Genomic DNA, 21,853 nt, shown 5'->3' with positions numbered 1-21,853 from the left:
TTGCCGCCGCACACACGTATCGCCGCAAAGGAGATGCCTTGACGCGTAGCTTGCCGCCGAAAGTTTCCGCCGCCGGGTTCGATCGCGCGCTCGCCGGCTGGCGCGCGATCGTCGGCGAGTCGCACGTGGTGACCTCGGCCGCCGGGCTCGCCGCGTACCTTGATCCGTTCGCGCCCGGCGAGCGCGAAGCGTTCTCCGCGTCGGCCGCGTTGCTGCCCGCGTCGGTCGACGAGATTCGCGCGGTGTTGCGGATTGCCAATCAATTTCGCATTCCGTTATGGACGGTCTCGACCGGCCGCAACTTCGCGTACGGTGGCGCCGCACCGCGGCTGGCGGGTTCAGTCGTGCTCGATCTGCAGCGGATGAATCGCATCATTGAAGTGAACGAGACGCTCGCTTACGCGTTGGTCGAGCCGGGCGTCAGCTACTTCGATCTCTACGCGCATCTTCGCGAAAAAGGCTACAAGCTCTGGGTCGATCCGCCCGCGGCGGGTTGGGGCAGCGTGGTCGGCAATACGCTCGAGCGCGGCTTCGGCTATACCGCGTACGGCGATCACGCCGCGACGCAGTGCGGCATGGAAGTGGTGCTCGCCAACGGCGACGTGTTGCGAACCGGGATGGGCGGAATCGAAATCGGCACCGCGTGGCAACTGTATCAACCGGGCTATGGGCCTTCGTTCGATGCGATGTTCATGCAGTCGAACTATGGCATCGTCACCAAGCTCGGTGTCTGGCTGATGCCCGCGCCGCCCGCGTATCTGCTCGGCGAAATCCAGTTCCGGCACGAAGAGGATCTCGAAACGATCGTCGATATTTTGCGGCCATTGCGGCTCGATGAAACGATCCGCAACAATGCGGTGATCGAAGGCGGTTTGCGCCGGGCCGCGGGACTGTCGGCCCGTCAGCAGTGGTACGAAGGCAAAGGCGCGATGCCTGAAAGCGCGGTGGCGGCCATGCTCGACAAGCTGAACGTGGGCCGCTGGAATCTTCATTTCGCGCTGTACGGGACGCCTGAATTGATCGACGCGCGTTATGCGATCGTGCAGCGCGCGTTCTCCCGCGTGCCACAGGCGAAACTTTCGGCGGTTCGTTATACGGGCGATGCGCAACCCACCGCGGGCGGCGATCGCAACCTGGCCGGCATCCCCGCGATGAGCGCGTTTCGCATGCTCGACTGGCGCGGCGGCGCGGGCGCGCATGTGGACTTCGCGCCGGTGTGCCCAGCGACCGGCCGCGACGCGCTGCGTCAATATACGATGGTCAAGGCGCGCGCGGCGGAATACGGCTTCGATTACTACGGTGGCTTTACTGCGGGTGTGCGTCATCTGCATCACATCTTCGCGGCAATCTTCGACCGCGACGACGCGAATCAGGTCGAGCAGGCGGGCGCTTTATTGCGTTCGCTGATGAGCGATGCGCGCGCGGCGGGTTACGGCGAATATCGCGCGCATCTCGCGTATATGGATTTCGCGGCGGCGCAGTACAGTTTCAACGACGGCGCGTTGCTGCGGCTTTCGGAAACGATCAAGGACGCCCTCGACCCGAACGGCATTCTCGCGCCGGGCAAGCAGGGGATCTGGCCGGCAGCGTGGCGCGACCGGCGGGGTTATACGTGAGGCGCGTGAGTGAGTTAGTGAGTCAGTGAGCGAGGTGAACAGGCAATGGACCGACGCGCTTTCATGATGACCGGCGCATGGCTCTCGACCGCGGCAGGGGGCGCATGGCCGTGGCTCGCCGATGCCGCCGCTCGCCGCGACACGCTCGCCGTGATCGATTCCACCCTCGCGGGCGGCCCCGCATTCGCCGACTACGTCGCACGCATGAAGCTGCCCGTATTCGAAGCCGGTGACGACATCGGCGCCCTCTGGTACACGACACTTGCGCCGCGTTTCAGGCAGACACCCACGCAAACACCGGCGTCGCTGATCGGCCTCACACGCGCATCCGATTACTTCGTGCTCAGGGAACTTGCCACCCGCGTAGGCCAACTGGTCGAGCACAGCCACGAGCAGGGTGCGGGGCTCGTCGCGCATGTCGCTTTCGCGTTGACGCCGCGTCTTATCCGCTAGAACCCTAGAACTTATAAGCTTTGTTCTTTGGATCGAAGGTGGAATCGTCGAGCGTTTTCGGCGTGATGCTTTCGAAGACGATCTTCTCGAAGATCTTGCCGTCGTTGTCATAAGACTCGACAGTGCGGAAATACGGATGCCGCAGATCCAGCCCGAGCGTTTCTTTCTTCGCATAGAACTGCGGCGGGCCGTTCGGTGTTTCGAAGGTGAAGGCGACCACGCGCACGCCGTCGATCGTTTTCACTTCCACCTGATTCGAGCGCGGTATGCCGGCCTCAATGTATTTTTTGCATTCAGAGAGGTACTGACCGGCAATGTACTCGGTGCCGAGATCGCGCACCTGGTGGTTCGATTGCGCACGAGCGAGGGCGCCGTTCAACGCGGTCCACAGCGGCATCACATTCATGATGCCGCCAAGGTGGCCGTACATTTCGTCGGTGCGCTTGGACTCGTCGTAGATGATTTCCTGGCCGGCGTGCGCGCCGTCGGGCAGCCACTTTGCGTAGATTCGCAGCGGATCGTGGGCGATGCGCACCAGCATGTGATCGGGCTTGTCGGGCCACTGGCCATGAATGCGTTCCGAGCGCGACATGGTGAACTCGTATGACGGAAAACCGTTCGGCCCTTCCTTGATGTAGCGCGGTAACGCAAGCGGATCGAGCGACTGGAACAGCGCGACCAGTTGCGCGTCGTCGAGCTTCTCCATGGCGCCGCTCTGTTGCGCGGCGCGCAGCCACTTGACCTGCTGGTCGAGCGTGAGCTTGCCGACCTGCGAGGACGGCGTGGTGGGCGCCTTGACGGCGCTGTTGGTGTCGAGCGCGGGCGGCGTGTCGTCGTTCTGTGCGAATGCCGGCGGCGTTGCCAGCGCGGCGACGCTGGCCACTAGCGCGCCGATCAGAAGTCCCCGTGACGAAACCGCACGCAATGAAGCGGCTAGGGACGCGCCCAACGTGGCGGTCTCCGACGAAAGACGGGCGAGGCGCATGAAGGCCGGCGAGCGGCTCGAACTACGCGAGCGGCTCAAGCTACTCGAGCGGCGTGAGCGTGCGGACATGCTGTGCTCCATGAATCTCTCCGAAAGGACGGCGCAAGGCGTGGTGCCAGGCGCCTTGCCTGTCAGGCAGGTTTTTGCTTCGCGAGTTCCTCGTCGCGCAGCGCGCGGCGCAGAATCTTGCCGACGTTGGTTTGCGGCAGCTCGTCGCGGAACTCGACGAGCTTCGGCACCTTGTACCCCGTGAGGTTCTTGCGGCAGTGGGCGATCACCTGTTCCGCGGTCAGCGACGGATTGCGCTTGACGATGAACACCTTCACGCGCTCGCCCTGCGCCGCATCGGGCACGCCGATTGCGGCGACTTCGCGCACGTCCGGAAGCATCGCGATCACGTCTTCGATTTCGTTCGGATAGACGTTGAAGCCCGACACCAGGATCATGTCTTTCTTCCGGTCGATCAGGCGGATGAAGCCGCGCGAATCCATCACGCCGATGTCGCCGGTGGCGAGCCAGCCGGCGTCGTCGATCGTCTTGGCGGTTTCTTCCGGACGATTCCAGTAGCCTTTCATCACCTGCGGACCCTTCACGCACAGTTCGCCGGCCTCACCGATGTTTGCCCACGACCCATCGTCTTTCCTGAAGCGTACTTGCGTGGACGGTGCGGGCAGACCGATCGAGCCTTCGAAGTCGCGCAGATTGGTCAGGTCCACCGGATTCATCGACACGATCGGCGAGCACTCGGTCAGCCCATAGCCTTCGATGATCGGCTTGCCGGTGACCGCCTTGAAGCGATCGGCGACCGACTTCTGCGTGGCCATGCCACCGGCCATCGCGAGTTTCAGGTTCGAGAAGTCGCGCTTGCAGAACTCTTCGTTGTCGAGGAACGCGTTGTAGAGCGTATTCACCGCGGTGATGCCGGTAAATTTCTCGTGACGGATGATCATCATCACGCGCTTCATGTCGCGCGGATTGGCAATCAGGATGTTGCGTCCGCCGAGGCCCATGAAGATCAGCGCGTTCACCGTCAGCGAATAGATGTGATAGAGCGGCAGCGGCGTGAGCACCGTTTCGATGTCGCCGCTCAACTGCCCCTCGGACCAGACCTTCGCCTGCAGCAGGTTGGCGATAATGTTCCTGTGCGTGAGCATCGCGCCTTTGGCCACGCCCGTGGTGCCGCCGGTGTATTGCAGGAACGCGATGTCGTTGTGCGTGGGACGTACGGGCGTCAGCGGCCGCGTGTAACCGATCGAGAGCGCGTCGAGCAGCGGCACCGCTTTCGGCAGCTTGTATTCCGGCACCATCTTCTTCACATGGCGCAGCATGAAATTGAGCAGACGTCCCTTCAGATTCAGGCCGTCGGCGAGCAGATCGCCGAGACCCGTCACGATGACGTTCTGTATTTTGGTGCCGGGCAGTGCGTCTTCGACGGTCTTCGCAAAGTTCTCGAACACGATGATGGTTTGCGCGCCACTGTCCTTCAACTGGTGCGCGAGCTCGCGCACCGTGTAGAGCGGATTCACGTTGACCACTACGCCGCCCGCCTTGAGTACGCCGAACAGAGACACCGGATACTGGAACGTATTCGGCAGCATGATCGCGACGCGCTCGCCGGGCTTCACACCGATGCTTTGCAGATACGCGGCGAATGCGGCGGCCTTGCGGCCGAGCTCGCCATACGTCATGTTCGCGCCGACGCTCACATACGCGACGCGCTCGCGGAACTTCGCGATGCATTCGTCGAAGAACTGCACGAGCGATTCGTACTGGTTGACGTCGATCTCATGCGGAACGTCTGCCGGATACGACGCGTACCAGATGCCGTCGGTGTTGGGCGCGCGATTCGCCGCCTGACTGGGCACCGGGTCCGCTGCATTCGCAAGCGGTGTGGATCCGGCGGCGGGCGAGAGCGGGACTTGCGTGGGCTGGGTCATCGGTCGTCTCCTGAAGCAGTCGCTTCATCGGTTTGTATGCTGGTCTTGCAGCCAGTCATTGAAGTCATCAAGGCGGCAATCAAAGCGGTCATTGCTGCAGCCTTCGAAACAAGGCATTCATTGAAACACGCGCTGAGGCAAGCGCGACGCCTAGCGTTCCAGAATTGCCACTACGCCCTGGCCGCCCGCCGCGCAGATCGAGATCAGTCCGCGCGCGGTGCCGGCCGGCTTGTCGAGTTGCGCGAGCATCTTCGCGAGTCCGGCGACGATACGGCCGCCCGTGGCGGCAAACGGATGGCCGGTGGCGAGCGAGCTGCCATTCACGTTCAATTTTGCCCGATCGATCGCACCGAGCGGCCCAGGCAACCCGAGCTGCGTGCGGCAATACTCGTCATCCTGCCACGCCGCGAGCGTGCACAACACTTGCGCCGCGAAGGCTTCGTGAATTTCGTATAGATCGAAGTCCTGCAAGGTGAGCCCGGCACGCGCGAGCATGCGCGGCACGGCGTAGGCGGGCGCCATCAGCAGGCCCTCCTTCTTGTCGAAAAAGTCGACGGCGGCGGTTTCGGACCAGCTCAGATACGCCAGCACTGGCAGGCCATGTTTGGCTGCCCATTCCTCGCTTGCGAGCAGCACGGCGGACGCGCCGTCAGTCAGTGGCGTCGAATTGCCTGCGGTCAGCGTACCCGCGTCGCGATCGAATACCGGCTTCAGACCGGAGAGTTTTTCGAGCGTCAGGTCGGAACGCAGATTGTTGTCGCGCGCAAGGCCACGATACGGGGTCATCAGATCGTTGACGAAGCCGCGCGCATAGGCTTCGGTGAGCTTGCGATGGCTGTCGTAAGCGAGCACGTCCTGCGCTTCGCGCGAGATGTTCCAGCGCTTGGCCATCAGCTCGCAATGCTCGCCCATCGAAAGCCCGGTGCGCGGCTCGCCGTTGCGCGGCAAAAGCGGCTTGAAAAACATGCCCGGCCGCAGTTTGGCGAGCGCACCGACACGTTGGCCGGTACTCTTGCCGCGATTCGCTTCGAGCAGGATCTTGCGCATGCGCTCGTTGACGCCGATCGGTGCATCGGAGGTCGTATCGACGCCGCCCGCGATGCCCACTTCGATCTGCCCAAGAGCGATCTTGTTGGCGACGAGAATGGCCGCCTCCAGCCCGGTGCCGCAGGCCTGCTGCACGTCGTAGGCGGGCGTTTCCTTGGCGAGCGTGGTGGACAGCACGGATTCACGCGTCAGGTTGAAGTCGCGCGAATGCTTGATGACGGCGCCGGCCGCCACTTCGCCAAGACGTTCGCCGTGCAGGTTGTAGCGGTCGATCAGGCCTTGCAGCGTGAAGGTCAGCATGTCCTGGTTCGACGCGGTCGCGTAAGCGGTGTTCGAGCGGGCAAACGGAATCCGGTTGCCGCCGATGATGGCGACGCGGCGCACGGCGGGCAGCGGGTTGGACATGCTTGGCTCCTTTGGGTCGTTCCCTGGTTATTGAACGGTGCGAACGGTGCAAATGATACGAACGGCGAGTAAGGCTGCTTTGCGTTGGTGTGTCTGCAAGCTCAGCAACGATTTGCAGGCGGCTTCAATTCCATGCGGTGACGAAAGCATGCGCGTGCCTGTGGGTGTCTGCCGGTGCCTCATAGCAGCTTCCACTGCATACGGCCACGCAAATGCGGTTTTTCTCCGGTAATGTCGCGCACCTCGATGTCGCGCTCGATCAGCGAAGGCGATGCGCTCCACAGCGACGCCTCGCCCGGCAGCAGCATCGGCAATTTGAATTCGGCACTCAATGTAGCCTCGGCGAGCGGTTTCGGCGGTTGCAGCGCGGCGGCGGCGCGCGCCAGCGTCCACATGCCATGTGCAATCGCACGCGGAAAGCCGAATGCCTTCGCGGACAGCGCGCTCAGGTGGATCGGGTTGTAGTCGCCGGATACGCGCGCGTAGTCGCGGCCCAGTTGCGGCGGCAGTTGCCAGCGCGAGATGCGTTCCAGCGCGACGTGCCCGAGCTCCAGCGGATCGAGCGAACTGCCGCTCGCCGGCACACCGCGTTTCAGATAGACGCTGTCGCCATCCCAAACCGCTTCGCCACGGCGGTACATGCGGGTATGCAGCACGAACGCCTGGCCCTTGTCGTGACGCAGCAGCGCGCCGAATTCCACCTCGACGCGCAACATGTCCTTGTAATTGAGCGGCCGGCGCAGCCGCACGTGGTTCGCCAGATGCACGAGGCCGAGCGCGGGCCAGGGAAACGCCGGGTCGGTGAGCATCAGCAGATGCAGCGGGAAGGCCAGCAGATGCGGATACGTGAGCGGCACGCCATGCTCGGGGATGAAGCCGCAGACCCGCGAATAACGCCAGATCGGCCCCGGGTCGAGGGCGACTGCCGGGCGCACGAGGCGCAACGCCGGCAGGTGTGTGTCGCGCCCGCGTTTGACGATGCCGGACAACGCGCGCCCATACAGTTTCGCCGGCGCAGGCAACTGCTCGATGAAGACGGTCTTCGGACGGGCCGCGCCCGCTGCGTGACCACCCCGGAACGGATCACCCGGTTCACTCATGCTCACGCTCCAATCAGGCTTTGTCCGCACACGCGCACGATCTGGCCGCTCACGCCCGCCGATCCCGGATGCGCGAGCCACGCTATGGCCTGCGCGACATCCACCGGCTGGCCACCCTGGCTCATCGAGTTCATCCGGCGGCCGGCCTCGCGGATGGTCAACGGAATCTTCGCGGTCATCTGCGTTTCGATAAAGCCGGGCGCCACCGCGTTGATCGTGATGCCGCGCGCGCGCAGATGCGGCGCCATGCTTTGCACCCGGCCGATCACGCCGGCTTTCGATGTGGCGTAATTGGTCTGGCCGAGATTGCCGGCAATGCCGCTGATCGACGACACGCCGATGATGCGGCCACCGTCGCGCAGAATGCCCGCCGCGAGCAGGGCGTCATCGATCCGTTCCTGCGCGGACAGGTTGATGTCGATTACGCTTTGCCACGCGGCGTCGGTCATCTTTGCGATGGTTTTGTCTTTCGTGATGCCCGCGTTGTGCACGACGATGTTCACGCCCTGTTCGTCGAGCGCCGCGGCGATCTGCGCGGGCGCTTCGGGCGCGGCGATGTCGAAGGCGAGGGCGGTGCCGTTCAACTGGCGCATGGTCGAGTCGAGCGCCTCGCGCGCCGTGGGAATGTCGATGCCGATCACGTGTGCGCCTTCCGCGGCGAGCACGCTCGCAATCGATGCACCGATGCCACGCGCGGCGCCGGTGACCACGGCACGCCGGCCTGCGAGCGGTTGAATCCAGTCGAATGCCGGGAGGGCATCGGCACCGGTGTGTACGCCGATGCGCACCACCTGGCCCGACACATACGCGGAGCGCGGCGATAGAAAGAATCGCAACGTCGCCTCGATGCCGTGCTCGGCGCCTTGCTCCACGTAGATGAGATTCGCGGTAATGCCGCGCCGTGCCTCCTTGCCGAGCGAACGCGTGAGGCCCTCGAGCGCGCGCTGCGCGGTCCATTGGCGCGGGCTCGCGCAGGCTTCCGGCGGCCGCCCCAGTACGATGATGCGGCCGCACTTGCCGAGCGAGCGCAGCGTATCGTGGAAAAAGCTGTGCAGCGGTTCGAGCTGGCTGCTGTCTTCGATACCGCTCGCATCGAACAGCAGGGCGGCGAGCTTGCCGTGCGAACCGGACTCCGCCGGTTCGAAACGGCCCGTCATCAAACCATGGCGATTCGCGAGCGGCACCCATAGCGCCGCGCTTTCATGGGCCACGCTGGTCATGCCGATGCTCGTCACGAGATTCGCGAGCGCATCGAGCAGACGCGGTTCGCGGCCCGCCCCGATCGCGATCAGTCCGTCGAACTCAGGCCGGTCCGCGCAATAACGGTGCAGCACCTCGGGCTTCGGTAAGCCTAACGAGCGCGCGAGGCGCGCGCCGAATGGCGAGTTGACGAAGTTCAGGTAAGAGTCTTTCATATTATTGATTGCTCCGCTGGCCACGCTCCGAAGGAAGTCCCATCGGGGACTTCAAACGTGTGTCAGTGTGCACCCAGTTTGGGGCATCTGGGTGAGCCCCGCCTGGATGTTTTTTTCAAGGCGCTCAGGCCGCGAACTCCAGCGCTTTTTCGAGCGCGTCCTTGCGCTTTTGCAGATTGGCGAGCATGTCGAAGTCGGGCGGGAAGTCGTCGACCTTCACGACTTGCGCGCCATACCGCGCATAGTCCTCGAGCACGCGGCGATCGTCCGCGTCGATCAGGCCTTTCTGTTGCGCCGTCTCGGTCCACGCGGCCAGTTGCGGCAGGCTCTGCGGCATCGGTTCGAGCAGGCCTTGTTTGACTGCGTCGCGCAGTTTCTGGTCGATCTGCGTGAAGCGCGGGTTCAACTCGAACACCAGCTCGCCGTAGCCGAGCGCGTCGACATCCGGATGCGGCACGTACGAGTCGGACACGAGGCGGTTGCGTGCCGCGCCCGGCGTTTGCATCAGCTCCGCGATCTCCGTGCCGAGGCGATCGGACGGCTCGCGATACGGCAGGCCGAATGGGAATGCCAGCACGCGCACGAGACCCGCGGCGAGGCGGTTCGGGTAATTCGCGAGCACACCGTCGAGCGCGTGCTGCGCTTTGTACAGCGAATCTTCGACGCCCCAACGCACCAGTGGCAGGTCTTCTTCCTGACGGCCTTCGTCTTCGAAACGTTTGAGCGTCGCGGAGATCAGGTAGAGCTGAGAGAGCACATCGCCGAGGCGCCCGGAGATGCGTTCGCGCCGTTTCAGATCGCCGCCGAGCACGAACATGGAGACGTCGGCGAGCAACGCGAAAGCCGTCGAGATGCGAGTGGCCGCGCGGTAGTACGACAGCAGCGGGGCGTACGCCGTGCGCGGTTTGGTGATGAACGCGCCGCCCGTGACGCCATAAACGAAACTGCGCACCACATTGGAGAGCGTGAAGCTGACGTGACCGAAGAAGGCCGCATCGAAATCGCGCAGCGCCTTGCTGCGATCCGTTTCGCGCGTGGCCTCCATTTCCTTCAGCACATACGGATGACAGCGAATCGCTCCCTGGCCGAAGATGATCAGGCAACGCGTGAGAATGTTCGCGCCTTCCACGGTGATCGCGATCGGCACCTGCTGATAGGCGCGCGCGAGGAAGTTCGACGGCCCCATGCAGATGCCCTTGCCGGCGGCGACGTCCATGCCGTCGTTGATGACCATGCGGGCGCGTTCGGTGATGTGATACTTCGCGATCGCCGAAATCACCGAGGGTTTTTCGCCGAGGTCCACCGCCTGCGCGGACAGGCGGCGCGCGGCGTCCATCACGTAGAGATTGCCGCCCATGCGGCCGAGCGCTTCCTGCACGCCCTCGAACTTGCCGACGGGCGTGCGGAACTGGCGGCGTATCGCGGCATAGGCACCGGTGCCGCGCACGGCGATCTTCGCCATCCCCACATTCGACGACGGCAGCGAAATCGCGCGGCCCGCGGCGAGACACTCCATCAGCATGCGCCAGCCGTTGCCGACTTGCGCGCGGCCGCCGATCACCCAGTCGAGCGGAATGAAGACGTCCTTGCCCGAGTTCGGACCGTTCTGGAACACCGCGTTTAGCGGCCAGTGACGGCGGCCGATGTTGACGCCCGGATGGTCGGTCGGAATCAGCGCGCAGGTGATGCCGGGCTCTTCGTCCGAGCCAAGCAGATGGTCCGGATCGAGCGCGCGGAATGCAAGGCCGAGTACGGTCGCGATCGGTCCCAGCGTGATGTAGCGCTTGTCCCACGTGACGCGAAAACCGAGTGTCTCGCGGCCTTCGAACGTGCCCTTGCAGACGATACCGACATCGGGAATCGCCGCTGCATCGGAACCGGCGTAAGGGCTCGTCAACGCGAAGCAGGGGATATCGTCGCCACGGGCGAGGCGGGGCAGATAGTGGTTCTTCTGCTCTTCGGTGCCGTAGTGCATCAGCAGCTCGGCCGGGCCGAGCGAGTTCGGCACCATCACCGAAACGGCGGCGGCCGAGCAGCGCGTGGAGAGCTTCATGATGACCTGCGAATGCGCGTAAGCGGAGAACTGCTTGCCGCCGTACTGCTTCGGAATGATCATGCCGAGAAAGCCGCGCTCCTTGATGTACTGCCAGGTTTTCGGCGACAGGTCCTGCCACACCATGGTGGTTTCCCAGTCATTCGCGAGATCGCACAGATGCTCGCATTCGACATCGAGAAACGCTTGCTCCTCGGTGGTGAGCGTAGCCGTGCCGTAGCCGAGCAGCGTGTCCCAATGCGGGCGTCCGGAGAACAGTTGGGCGTCCCACCAGACGGTGCCGGCTTCGATGGCGTCGCGCTCGGTCGGCGACATCTCCGGCAGGATTTTGCGGAAAATGTCGAGCACCTGTTTCGTGAGCCACGTACGGCGCAGCGGTTTGATCGTGAGGACGAGGGCGGGGAAGACGAAGACGATCGCGAGCAACGTTGTCGCCACTGGCCCCGCCGCTCCGCTGATATGCGCGGCCGCCACCCAGACGATCATGAAAGCAAGCCACCATGAGGCGCGCGCCTGAACGTAGACGAGCGCGAGAGCGGCAATGACGAGTACCAGGGTGAACCACGACATAACGTTTCCTCCTGTTTCGATGGTGCGTGCGAACGCATCCACGGATCGCGGACGGCTCGCGTTCTGTTGGTCTTCTGACTGGCGGTGTTACTGCTGCGTCGCGCGCTCGGGGCGCTTTTGCGTTGCGCCCCTGCTGCGCTCTTCGTGTCGTTTTTTCAATTCGACAGCGTGATGTTGTTTAGGTGCGGGACTTAGACGTGCTGCTCGGATATGCGGTATTCATTCATGTTTTTGCACGCGGACGGCCCATCGCAGCACCGCCCGCATCAGCTTCAGTTCCGATCAAGCCGTGCCGTGCAACGCGGGCTGAAACGGACTCGCCTCCATGCTGCCGCCGCGTTGTTCGCCGTCCGAGACTGCGGGTCCCGACGATTCAAATCCGCCTGAGGCCTGCTGTGTACCCGCTGCCGGGTTCGCGCATTCCATCTGGCCTTCGGCGCCGCCTTCGGTGGCGTCGCCCAGCACGGCGGCAAACGTGGCCAGTTGCGAGCCGTCGGGCAAGGGCGCTTTCAGCGCGGCCACCATCAGCGATGCAAGACGCGCGATCAGTTGCAGGTCGTTCATCGACTTGCCCTGCGAGAACTCCGAGATCAGGCTGTCCGTATCGGTGCCGGCCAGCACCCCGGATAGCGCGCCGATCGCGAAGTGCAGACGCCAGCCGAGTTCTTCACGCGGCAGATGCGGCAGCGCACGCTGGAACGCATCGAAAAAGCGAATCGCAACGGACTCGTAATGCGCATTGAGAAAGTCGCGAATGAACGACGACGGATCGGTATAGGCACGCCCCAGCAGGCGCAAAAACGCCTTGCCGCCGATGCGCGGATCGCGCGACAGCCGCAGCGCCGGAATGAACATGGCGCCGAGCACGTGCTCGCAGGTCAGACGCGCGCCGAGCATTTCGTCGAAGCGGTCGAGCAGCTTGAGCCGCTCCTGGTTGAGCCGGTCGAGCCGGCGCGACAGCATCGAGTGAATCAGCGATTCCTTGCTGCCGAAGTGGTAGTTGACTGCCGCGAGATTCACTTCGGCCCGCGAAGTAATCTGGCGCAGGGACATGGCCTCATAGCCGCATTCGATGAACAGTGTTTCGGCGGCGTCGAGGATGCGGGACTTCGTGTCGCCGGCATGCCGGCCTGTTGTGCGAACTGCCATTTTGCGTCTCCCAGTTGCCGGGCATCCGGCCCGCAAACAAGCGATTCAAATGACTATTTGAAACAGCCGTTTTTTTCAGGATAAAGAAGGATCGGGACTGCGATCAAGGGCTCGGTGTGGACTAACTCCTCTAGAAGACCTGACGAAGGTCCGTTTTTCCAATGCGCGCGGGCGCGTCAAGCCGCGCGGAAATAAAAAAGGCCGTTCCGATCGAAATCGGAACGGCCTCGTATTGCTTGCTACCTGTGTTTGGCCTTGCGTTTGTTTTCTGACGCCGGGTTCGAGCGTTCCTGCTTTGCGTTTGCCCGGCGCCTGCATTGCTGCTTGCGCTGCATTGTGGCGGTTCGAGCCGCCTTTGTAGCTATTGTGCCCGATAACGCGCCGGCGAAATAGCTGTTTAGTTCGAACGCTTGAAGCTGTGCCGCGAGGCGGCTTCCTTAGGTGCTTGCCGCGACCTCTTTCGCCGATTGTGTCATGTCGATGCCGCGGCGTTCGCGGCTGAACGGAATCAGCGCGGCGATCACCACCACCACGATACCGATCACGACGGCCATGACCAGTGCGTAGTTGTTGCCGTGTGCTTCGGCAGCGCTCGCCTGCAGAGGGCCGTTCACCGACGCGATCAGATTGCCGAGCTGGTACACGAGGCCCGGGAACGTCGCGCGAATTTCATCGGGCGAGATTTCGTTCAGGTGCACCGGAATTACACCCCATGCCCCTTGTACGGAGATCTGCATCAGGAAGGCACCGGCCGCGAGCAGCACAGGCGTGGTGGAGAAAGCCCACAGCGGCAACACCGGCAACGCGATTAAGGCGGCGATGAAGATCGCGCGCTTGCGGCCGATCTTCTCCGAGAACCAGCCGAAGAACAGGCCGCCGCAAATCGCGCCGATGTTTAGCGTGATCGTGATCCACGACACCGTATGCGCGTCGAATCCATGCTGCACGCGCAGGAAGGTCGGATACAGATCCTGCGAACCGTGCGAGAAGAAGTTGAACGCGGTCATCAGCACGATCGAGTAGAGCGACAGGCCGATGTTCTGCTTCAACGTGGCGACGAGACCCGGGCGCACTTTCTTCTCGAGCGTCTTGAAGGCCGGCGACTCCGGCACGTGTGCTCGCACGTACAGCACGAGCAACGCCGGCAGCACGCCGACGAAGAACATGCCGCGCCAGCCGATGTATTGATAGAAGACGCCGAACACGACGGAGGCGAGCAGGTAGCCGCTCGGATAGCCGGCCTGCAGGAGGCCCGAGACGATGCCGCGCGACTTGGGCGGCACGGTTTCCATCGTCAGTGCGCCGCCCACGCCCCATTCGCCGCCCATCGCGATACCGAACAGGGCGCGCAGCACGAGCAGGGTGGTCAGGTTAGGCGAAAAGCCGGACAGCAATTCCAGCAGCGAGAAGCACGCGATGTTGACCATCAGCGTCGGACGGCGACCGTACTTGTCAGCGAGCCAGCCGAAAATCAATGCGCCGACTGGACGCATTATCAGGGTCAGCATAATGCCGAAGGCAACCGTCGGGATGTTTGTATTGAATTCCGCCGCGATATCTTTCAATACGAACACCATTAGAAAGAAATCGAATGCGTCGAGAGTCCAGCCCAGATAGGCGGCGATCGTGACGTTTCTCTGTTCCCGTGTCCAGCTCATTGATTGTTCTCCTGAGTCTCCAATAACCCGTGTTTGACGACGGGCGGCTCTGCAGCCCCGTGCGACCCGTGGCGCGGGCTTCGAGCGAGTGTACGCCGAGCGTTAAACGCTTGCATGGTTGATGCCGCGTTTATCCGTATTAATCCCTGGAGCGAATTCCGGTGCGAATCTCAATGCATGGCGGATGTCGGCTTAATGTAATTATCGTATTAACCGCGTTTGATAAATTGTTTGTTATTCGTAATGTATTTCGTGTCGGTGAACTGAGGTAAGACGAGCGGTGGGGGGGCGACAAATGCATGCGTCGTCCGCTCTCATGATCCGGACAGGCTCAAGGGCTTACGTTTCTGTTGCAGGAAGCGGATGCGTGCCACCTATGCGCATGACGCATCAGTCGAGTAGAAAAAGCAATTTGATTCATGTTGCGACGCGGAATAAGATGATCGCTATCCCATTAATTCCGCCTCTGTCGACGCACCATGTCAGTCAAATCAATTACTTCGGAGCCACGGCGCCGCGCGCGCAATCCACTTGCAGCATTGGCCGTCGTCACGTTGCTGACGGGGATCGGCGCCGGTCTCGGCGGCATGTTACTCGCCTTGCTGCTGCACGGCATTCAGCACCTCGCATATGGCTACAGCGTGACGCACGTCATCAGCAGCGAGAGTTTCCTGGAAGGTGTCACCGATGCGACGCCTGAGCGGCGTGTGCTCGTCCTGACGATGTGCGGACTGGTGGCCGGGCTCGGCTGGTGGTTGCTGTATCGCTTCGGGCGGCCGCTCGTCAGCATTCGCCAGGCCGTCAAATCCGACGATCCGCGTATGCCTGTGGTGAGCACCACCGTGCATTCGCTGCTGCAGATCGTGACGGTGGCGCTCGGCTCGCCGCTCGGACGCGAAGTCGCGCCGCGCGAGATCGGTTCGGCGCTGGCCGGCTGGCTCTCGCGCCGCGCGGGCTTATCGGTCGAGCAAAGCCGGATCATGGTCGCGTGCGGTGCCGGCGCGGGTCTGGCCGCTGTCTACAACGTGCCGCTCGGTGGCGCGGTGTTCGTGCTCGAGGTTCTGTTGGGCACGTTTGGCTCGAAGGCCTTGGTGCCTGCCGTGGTGACATCGGCCGTCGCGGCGCTGGTCGCGCAATTCGGTCTGGGCAACGAGCATCAATATCTGGTGTCGTCGTTGACGGTGAGTACGTCGCTGGTCGTCTGGTCTGTGGTGTGCGGTCCGATTTTCGGTGCTGCTGCGTGGGGCTTTACGGAGCTGACGAAACGCGCGCGTGCAGAGGCGCCCAGGGATTGGCGTTTGCCCGTGTTGTCGCTGTTGAACTTCGCAATCATCGGCGTACTGGCGATGCACTTTCCGCAGTTGCTCGGCAATGGCAAAGGGCCTGCGGGCCTGGCGTTCGACGGCAACCTGACGATGGCGCTCGCGGCCATGCTGCTGGTGCTGAAGGTGGTGATCACCGCGAGTAGTTTGCGTGCGGGTGCTGAAGGCGGCTTGTTGACGCCCGGGCTTGCGAATGGCGCGTTGTTGGCGATCGTGCTCGGCGGGGCCTGGAGTCTGTTCTGGCCGGGCGCTTCTTCAGGCGCGTTTGCCGTTGTCGGCGCGACGGCGTTTCTGGCTGCTTCGATGCAGATGCCGGTTACGGCTGTGGTGCTCGTTTTTGAATTTACCCGGGTGAACCACGACTTTCTGATTCCAGTTTTGTTTGCCGTCGGCGGCGCTGCGTTGAGTTTTCAGGCATGCGCGAAGTGGGCGCCGGCGCTGCAGTTCAGTTCTGGTTTCAACTGGGGTGGGGCGGGCAAAGCGCGATAGGTTTTTTTGCCTTTGCCGTCTTGCCCGCCAGTCGTGGCTGACGGCTTGGCGTGGTTTAAATTCCGTTATCTGAAGCTGCCCCAAAATCGGGGATGCTTTATCACCAGGTGTATTTCGCGTTGGCTAGCACGGTTCGCTCGTTGCCGAACGCGCAGACCGCGTACGATTGGCAGCCGCTGATGTAGTGACGGTCGAACAGGTTTGCCACGTTCAGTGCGAAACGCCAATTGCGGCTGTGATAGTGCAGTGCCGCGTCGTACAGCGTATAGCTTGCGACCGTCAGCGAGTTGTCCGGCGCACCCGCGGACGCGCTCTGGTAGCGGATCCCACCACCGATCCCGAAGCCGGCGAGCGCTCCTGTATGCCATGTCCAGTCGGTCCACAGCGATGCCATCTGGCGAGGGCGAGGGACGTCGACCGGCCAGTTGTTCAGCGACGCGTCGTTTGCCTTTACGTTCTTCACATCCTGATAGATGTATGACGCGATAATCGACAGTTCGCGCGACACATCTCCGACCGCGTTCAGCTCGATACCGCGCGAACGCACCTCGCCAGTCTGTACGGAGGACGTGCCGGTCGGGTCGAGATTCGTCGGTGTCGGTGTCACGACGTTCGTCTGGTTGATCTGATAGACGACTGCGCTCAACATCAGGTTCTTGCGCGGCGGCTGCCAGCGCAGGCCCGCCTCGATCTGCCTGCCGCGCGTCGGCTCGGGCAATCCGCGGCCGAACATCCTCACGCCGATAACCGGATTGAACGAGGTCGAATAGCCGACGTACGGTGACAGCCCGTAGTCGCCCTGGTACGTGAGGCCGACGCGGCCCGAGAACGCGCTGACATCCTGTTTCGTCTGTGTGCTGGCCTCGTGGTCGTCCTGCTGCATGTTGACCCAATCCTCGCGGCCGCCGAGCGTCAAGGCCCAGCGGTTCCATTTGACCTGGTCCTGCGCGTACACGCCGAACGTGTTCATTGCCGTGTGCAAGTCCTGGCGGCCGAACGACGTCGGGCCCGAGAAGATCTCGGTCGTGACCGGCGTGTAGACCGGGTTGTAGAGGTTCAGGTCCGGCGCCAGCGCGAGCCATATGCTGTCGGTCGTCGTCTGCCGGTTGTACTGAAAGCCGAGCAGCAGCAAATGCTCGAGCGGCCCCGTGCCGAAACGCGCCTGCGCGTTGTTGTCGATGTCGAAGCGGCTGTAGTTCAGTTGAAACAGCCCTGCGTAACGAGTAATGTCGGTCGTGCTGCCCTCGGCAAGACCGCCGCCGAAGACCGACGCGTCGTCAAGCGACAAGTGCATCCAGCGCAGGTTCTGGCGCAACGTCCAGATCGAATTCAGATCGTGCGAGAACTGGTAGCCGAGCGACCACTGTTTCTTTCGGTAGTCATTAAATGTCGGTTCTCCCGTGTAGACGTCATGTGACAGTTGACCATTCGGGTTTGGCAGGACGGTGCCCTGCGCGGGCAGGAAGTTGTGTGAAATATCATTCCAGTCCTGCAGGTAGGTCGCAGTAAGCGTCAACGAGGTGTCAGAATCCGGCCGCCAGCGGAGCGACGGTGCCAGCGCGACGCGCTGGTCCGCGTTCGGGCCGCTCAGCGCATTGCCGTCGCGCGCGACGCCAACGAAGCGATACGCGTACTTGCCGTCGTCGTCGAGCCTGTCGCCGATGTCGAGCATCGTCTGCTTGCGCGCGTAGTTGCCGATCTGCACGCCAACCTCGCGCACGCGCTCGCCGTCGGCCTGCTTCGTCTGCACGTCGACGATCGCGCCCGGATCTCCGGCCCCATACAGAACCGACGCTGGCCCGCGTAGCACAGTGACGCTGTCGATCATATACGGGTCGACGCGCCAATTCGCGATGGGTGTCGTATTCGGCGCTTGCAATCCGTCGACGAACAAAGTCGGAGTAAAGCCGCGTAGTGCTGCATACAAATCGGTGCGGCTGTCGGACCCAAACGATGCGAAGCCTGGCACGTAGTGCAGCGCCTGGTTGAGGTCGGTCGCGCCCGTCATTTCGATCTGCTGCGCAGTGACGACGTTGATCGTTTGAGGAACCTCGGTGATCGGCGTGTCGGTCTTCGTGCCGGTTGTGGTGCGTTTGCCGACGAGCCCGAGTGACGACAGGTTCGCCACGTCTTTCACTTTTATCTCCGACAGCGTGACGCCGGGCGCAACATCCGCCTGTACCGCGGTGTCCTTCGCTTGCGCATCATTCGCTGGTTGCGTCACCTGCGCGTGCGCGTGGCCGGTAGCCGCTGCGCAAAATATCCCCCTCGCAGCAACCGTGATCGCACGTCGCCCCGTGCCCGTTGCCCACCCCATCTTCTGTTGCTCCATCTAGCTGGCCGCCTGCTCGGCCGGCCCGTTTTTCAATGAGCGACAACCGTCCGGCCGTCGCTCCCATTCCAGGTTGCGCGGCCAACACCGGTGACAGCATCCTGTTACGTTACCAGGGGCGCGAGACATCGTTTGTTTCGTGCGGTGCGAGAGCAAGAGCCTCGATGCCTGCGAAATCCAGCGCTTCGAGGCAGCGCCGCATTTCAGTCAGAAACGCTGCGCACGAGGGGTGAATCCTGATCATGTTTTCTATCCATCGCTCTATGTCCGTCAGGCGTCCGTCCTTCGCGAGAACTGCCAGTTCCTGGCGGTCGCTCTCAGGAGGAGCGGAAACGGCGAACCCGTGTTTGCGTTGTGGGCGGATATGAGCAGAGCCGCCGGAAGAATACTGTGCGACGTTCGACGGCGAAGCATCCGTATCTTCCGTAATGGGAGCGATGAGTCCGAAAGAAAACGAGGTGCCACGTTGCGGCGCGCTTGAAACGCGCAAGTCGCCGCCCATTGTGTTGACAATGCGCTGCGCAATAATGAGGCCGAGGCCAGTGCTACCGTTCACCGCCTGTATCTGGCGAAAAGCCGTAAAGAGTTTCGATTGCGCTTCAATGTCGATACCGATGCCGGTATCGGCGACCTCAAAACTCATGTGCCATTGATCGTCCTGCAGGCGCGCGCTCACGGTCATCGTGACGAAGCCGTCGCGGGTGAACTTGGACGCGTTCGACAGCAGATTGAGCAATACCTGTTGCAACCGGCGGCCGTCGATCGTCAGTCGACGGGGCAACGACGTCAGTGCCTGATAGTTGAACTGGTTGTTCAACTGCGCGCAGAGTGCGAGCGCGTATTCGGCAATGTCGTCGAGAAGTGCAGGCAGGTTGGTTGCGACCGGGGCGATATCCAACGGCTGCAACTCAGTTTTCGCGTACCCAACCAGTTCGTCGATCAGGCCGAGTTGATAGTTCACGCTGCGCTCGATTGCCTGGATCGGTCGCACCTGCTTCGAATCCGCCAGATCCCGTAGCTGTCTGGCGTAACCCGTAATCGTAGCGAGCGGCGCACGGAGGTCATGACTGACATAACCCAAGGTTTCGATCAGTTGCTGGTTTTTCTCCTCGGCGTAAAGCAATGCTTCGTTCAGCTCCAATGTGCGCTGTGCAACCTGATCGCGTAGGCGCTCGTGTTCGCTTCTTTGCCAGTCCGCAAGTTCTGTCCTTGCCGCTATTCGCTGCTTTCCGACGTGGTTTATCCACGCTGCAAGCACAATAAGGTTGGTGGCTAGGCCAATAATTGCAACGACCGGGTTCGGATGAATGTCGGACTTCAGCCAGGCGAGAGCTGTCGGCAAGGACCCGAGCGTTTCGAGCATGCGCAACGCAAAGCTGAACAGCGAGAAGATCATGACGAGCAGCATGATCCGCGCGGTGGGGGTCGACTGACGCGCGAGGCGTGCAGCGATAATCACCGTGAAGACACCGAACAGCGCATTGACATACACGCCGACTTGTGCGAACACGAACAGATTGCCGAATGCGGCGCCTATTGCGGCAACGCACTCCAGCAACGCAAACCCGAACAGTATGTAGCGTGCTGGCAGGTTTGCTTTTTCGCTGTGAGAGATGCGCAGGATAAAGACAATGAACAGCAGCACGGCAGTACATCCGAGCACCGTCACACTTCTCGCACTCCACTCGGTTGCGAACGGCCACAGATATAGCTTCGTATAGCCGCGATCCGCAGCTTCGAACAGCGCCGTCATGGCACACAGTGCTGTCAGGACGAGAAACGAGACACTGCGGGAAAAATAGGCGATGAGCAGCGCGCACCACGCCAGTGCAAGTGTGCCGCCGATCAATCCTCCGTCCCAGAGCGCTGCGCGTTTCTCCAGCGCGTCATATGCCGCTGCGGAATACAGCCTCGGTTCGAGCGTGATTGCGGTATCGCTGGCCACCCGGATGAGAAACAGGCGCTGTTCACCGGGAGCGAGCGTGAAATCCGCCAACGGATACCGGGACGAAAAGGGCTGGGATGCGAGGCTGGTGGGATCGCTGCGGTCATGTGTCCAGTGGCCGCTGCGTTCGGTGTAAAAGTCTACGTTCTCGAGGCGCGCGTCCGGGAGCACGAGAACGAGCGGGAGGGCTGTTGAACTGTGGTTGCTCACCGACACGTGGAGCCACCATGCCGAGTGGGTGAAACCTGGTTTCAGTCGACTCCGTTGCATGGGAAGGAAGCCTTGCGTGGCTCCGGCGGACAGTGTGAGTATGTCGTCCAATCTCATCTTGCCCGAGACGTCTTCGAATACCTGCACCTGGTCCAGGGTGGGGACCCGTTGTGTCTGTTTCCCAGTGGCGTCGAGACCGACGGCCAACGAGTGAGTGGCCCACCAGCTCAGACATAAGCACAGTAAGCGGAGCCACCTAGTCGTAGTCATGATGTCGTTACTCTGCCTCGAGGGCGGTTTCCACGGTATCAGCCAGATCCCGACTGCGAAATTCCTCCCGATAGGTTGACGGGGGCATACCAAATCGCTCGCGAAACGCCGTGGCGAAATTCGCGGCACTGGAAAAGCCAATTTCTTCGGCGATGCTTGCGATACTCAACGGCGTGCTGCTCAATAGCTTTTGTGCAATCCGCAAGCGTTCGTCGCGGAGATACTCGAATACTGTTTGGCCAAGGTTGTCCCGAAACGCACGCGACAGTCGTTTTTCATTGGTCCCCACGAGGCGGGCGAGTTGTTCGACCGTTGGCGCATCGTTCAGCCTTTGCGACAAATGTCGAATGGCCGCGCGAACGATGACGCTGTTGCCTGTGAAGTCCGAAGCGGATACCTCATCGTCGGTGTGCCGATTGCCGCGCGTCCGGGCGAGGTGTACGCGAATCCGTGCAAGTACCTCGTCCGCCTCGAATGGCTTGAGTACGTAGTCCACGCCACCGATTTCCAGACCGTTGATCCGATCGTGAAGGTCCCCAGCCACGGTCAGAAATATGACGGGAATCGCAGAGGTGCGGGGGTCAGCGGCAAGCAGCCGGCAGGCGGCGAATCCGTCCATCCGCGGCATCCGTACGTCCATCAGGATCAGGTCGGGTGAAATCGCCAGTGCTCGTTGATAAGCCTGTGACCCGTCGAATCCGACGCTGATCCGGCATCCAGCATTGCGCAATACGTCAATCAACAATCGAAGCTGGTCCGGCTGGTCGTCTACCACAAGAAGATGGGCATCCGTGAGGGCAGTGTTTCGGGGCGACATCGTGTAGGCGAAAGGAGCTGACGGGTACGTTCCTGGATAACGGCGGCTGATTGCTCAGCTTGAGGCTCGCGGGGATCGGT

The 21,853-nt window shown here is 62.2% G+C and carries 14 protein-coding genes; 3 read left to right on the top strand and 11 right to left on the bottom strand.

Translation table 11 applies throughout. The features are described 5' to 3' along the window. Positions 1-38: 38 nt before the first annotated feature. Positions 39-1,616: an FAD-binding oxidoreductase gene (locus FSO04_RS28820; protein WP_154564887.1), complete on the top strand. Its 1,578-nt coding sequence runs from the start codon at positions 39-41 to the stop codon at positions 1,614-1,616. A 45-nt stretch (positions 1,617-1,661) separates the two neighbouring features. After that, entirely contained in the window at positions 1,662-2,069 is a 408-nt protein-coding gene (locus FSO04_RS28815) for a hypothetical protein (protein WP_154564885.1), read from the top strand. Positions 2,070-2,073: 4 nt separating this feature from the next. Here FSO04_RS28815 and FSO04_RS28810 read toward each other — a convergent pair whose 3' ends face one another. The 8 genes from FSO04_RS28810 to FSO04_RS28775 all read right to left on the bottom strand — a co-directional run bounded on the left by FSO04_RS28810 (position 2,074) and on the right by FSO04_RS28775 (position 14,388). Next, on the bottom strand, positions 2,074-3,135 hold the full coding sequence (locus FSO04_RS28810; RefSeq protein ID WP_407674815.1) for a DUF1571 domain-containing protein: 1,062 nt from the start codon (positions 3,133-3,135) through the stop codon (positions 2,074-2,076). A 50-nt stretch (positions 3,136-3,185) separates the two neighbouring features. Continuing rightward, positions 3,186-4,991 (bottom strand): AMP-binding protein, encoded by a 1,806-nt coding sequence (locus FSO04_RS28805; RefSeq protein ID WP_154564883.1) that lies wholly within the window; start codon positions 4,989-4,991, stop codon positions 3,186-3,188. 150 nt (positions 4,992-5,141) lie between these two features. Continuing rightward, complete coding sequence (locus FSO04_RS28800) at positions 5,142-6,443, bottom strand: acetyl-CoA C-acetyltransferase (protein ID WP_154564881.1); 1,302 nt, start codon at positions 6,441-6,443, stop codon at positions 5,142-5,144. A gap of 179 nt (positions 6,444-6,622) precedes the next feature. Beyond that, entirely contained in the window at positions 6,623-7,543 is a 921-nt protein-coding gene (locus tag FSO04_RS28795; RefSeq protein WP_154564879.1) for a MaoC/PaaZ C-terminal domain-containing protein, read from the bottom strand. A 2-nt stretch (positions 7,544-7,545) separates the two neighbouring features. Continuing rightward, entirely contained in the window at positions 7,546-8,958 is a 1,413-nt protein-coding gene (locus FSO04_RS28790) for a 3-oxoacyl-ACP reductase (protein ID WP_154564877.1), read from the bottom strand. 124 nt (positions 8,959-9,082) lie between these two features. After that, positions 9,083-11,581 carry an acyl-CoA dehydrogenase gene (locus FSO04_RS28785; protein ID WP_154564875.1) on the bottom strand — a complete coding sequence of 833 codons (2,499 nt, stop codon included), beginning with the start codon at positions 11,579-11,581 and terminating at the stop codon, positions 9,083-9,085. 282 nt (positions 11,582-11,863) lie between these two features. Beyond that, a complete protein-coding gene (locus tag FSO04_RS28780) occupies positions 11,864-12,730 on the bottom strand; it encodes a TetR/AcrR family transcriptional regulator (protein WP_154564873.1) in 867 nt (288 codons plus the stop codon). A 437-nt stretch (positions 12,731-13,167) separates the two neighbouring features. After that, positions 13,168-14,388, bottom strand: coding sequence for an MFS transporter (locus tag FSO04_RS28775; RefSeq protein WP_154564871.1), 1,221 nt, complete (start codon positions 14,386-14,388; stop codon positions 13,168-13,170). 479 nt (positions 14,389-14,867) lie between these two features. Between FSO04_RS28775 and FSO04_RS28770 the strand changes: the two genes are divergently transcribed. Then, positions 14,868-16,199 carry a chloride channel protein gene (locus FSO04_RS28770; protein WP_154564869.1) on the top strand — a complete coding sequence of 444 codons (1,332 nt, stop codon included), beginning with the start codon at positions 14,868-14,870 and terminating at the stop codon, positions 16,197-16,199. Between the two features lie 100 nt (positions 16,200-16,299). Here FSO04_RS28770 and FSO04_RS28765 read toward each other — a convergent pair whose 3' ends face one another. From FSO04_RS28765 to FSO04_RS28755, 3 genes are all read right to left on the bottom strand, one after another. Next, a complete protein-coding gene (locus FSO04_RS28765; protein WP_154564915.1) occupies positions 16,300-18,516 on the bottom strand; it encodes a TonB-dependent siderophore receptor in 2,217 nt (738 codons plus the stop codon). 124 nt (positions 18,517-18,640) lie between these two features. Further along, positions 18,641-20,956 carry a sensor histidine kinase gene (locus tag FSO04_RS28760; RefSeq protein WP_154564867.1) on the bottom strand — a complete coding sequence of 772 codons (2,316 nt, stop codon included), beginning with the start codon at positions 20,954-20,956 and terminating at the stop codon, positions 18,641-18,643. Between the two features lie 7 nt (positions 20,957-20,963). Continuing rightward, positions 20,964-21,773, bottom strand: coding sequence for a response regulator transcription factor (locus FSO04_RS28755; protein ID WP_154564865.1), 810 nt, complete (start codon positions 21,771-21,773; stop codon positions 20,964-20,966). Positions 21,774-21,853 lie beyond the last annotated feature (80 nt).

It is taken from the genome of Paraburkholderia madseniana (assembly GCF_009690905.1).
In the GTDB taxonomy this organism is placed as follows: Bacteria; Pseudomonadota; Gammaproteobacteria; order Burkholderiales; family Burkholderiaceae; genus Paraburkholderia; species Paraburkholderia madseniana.
Note: the sequence above shows the minus strand (reverse complement) of the source record. Positions and strands in the feature narration are given on the sequence as shown.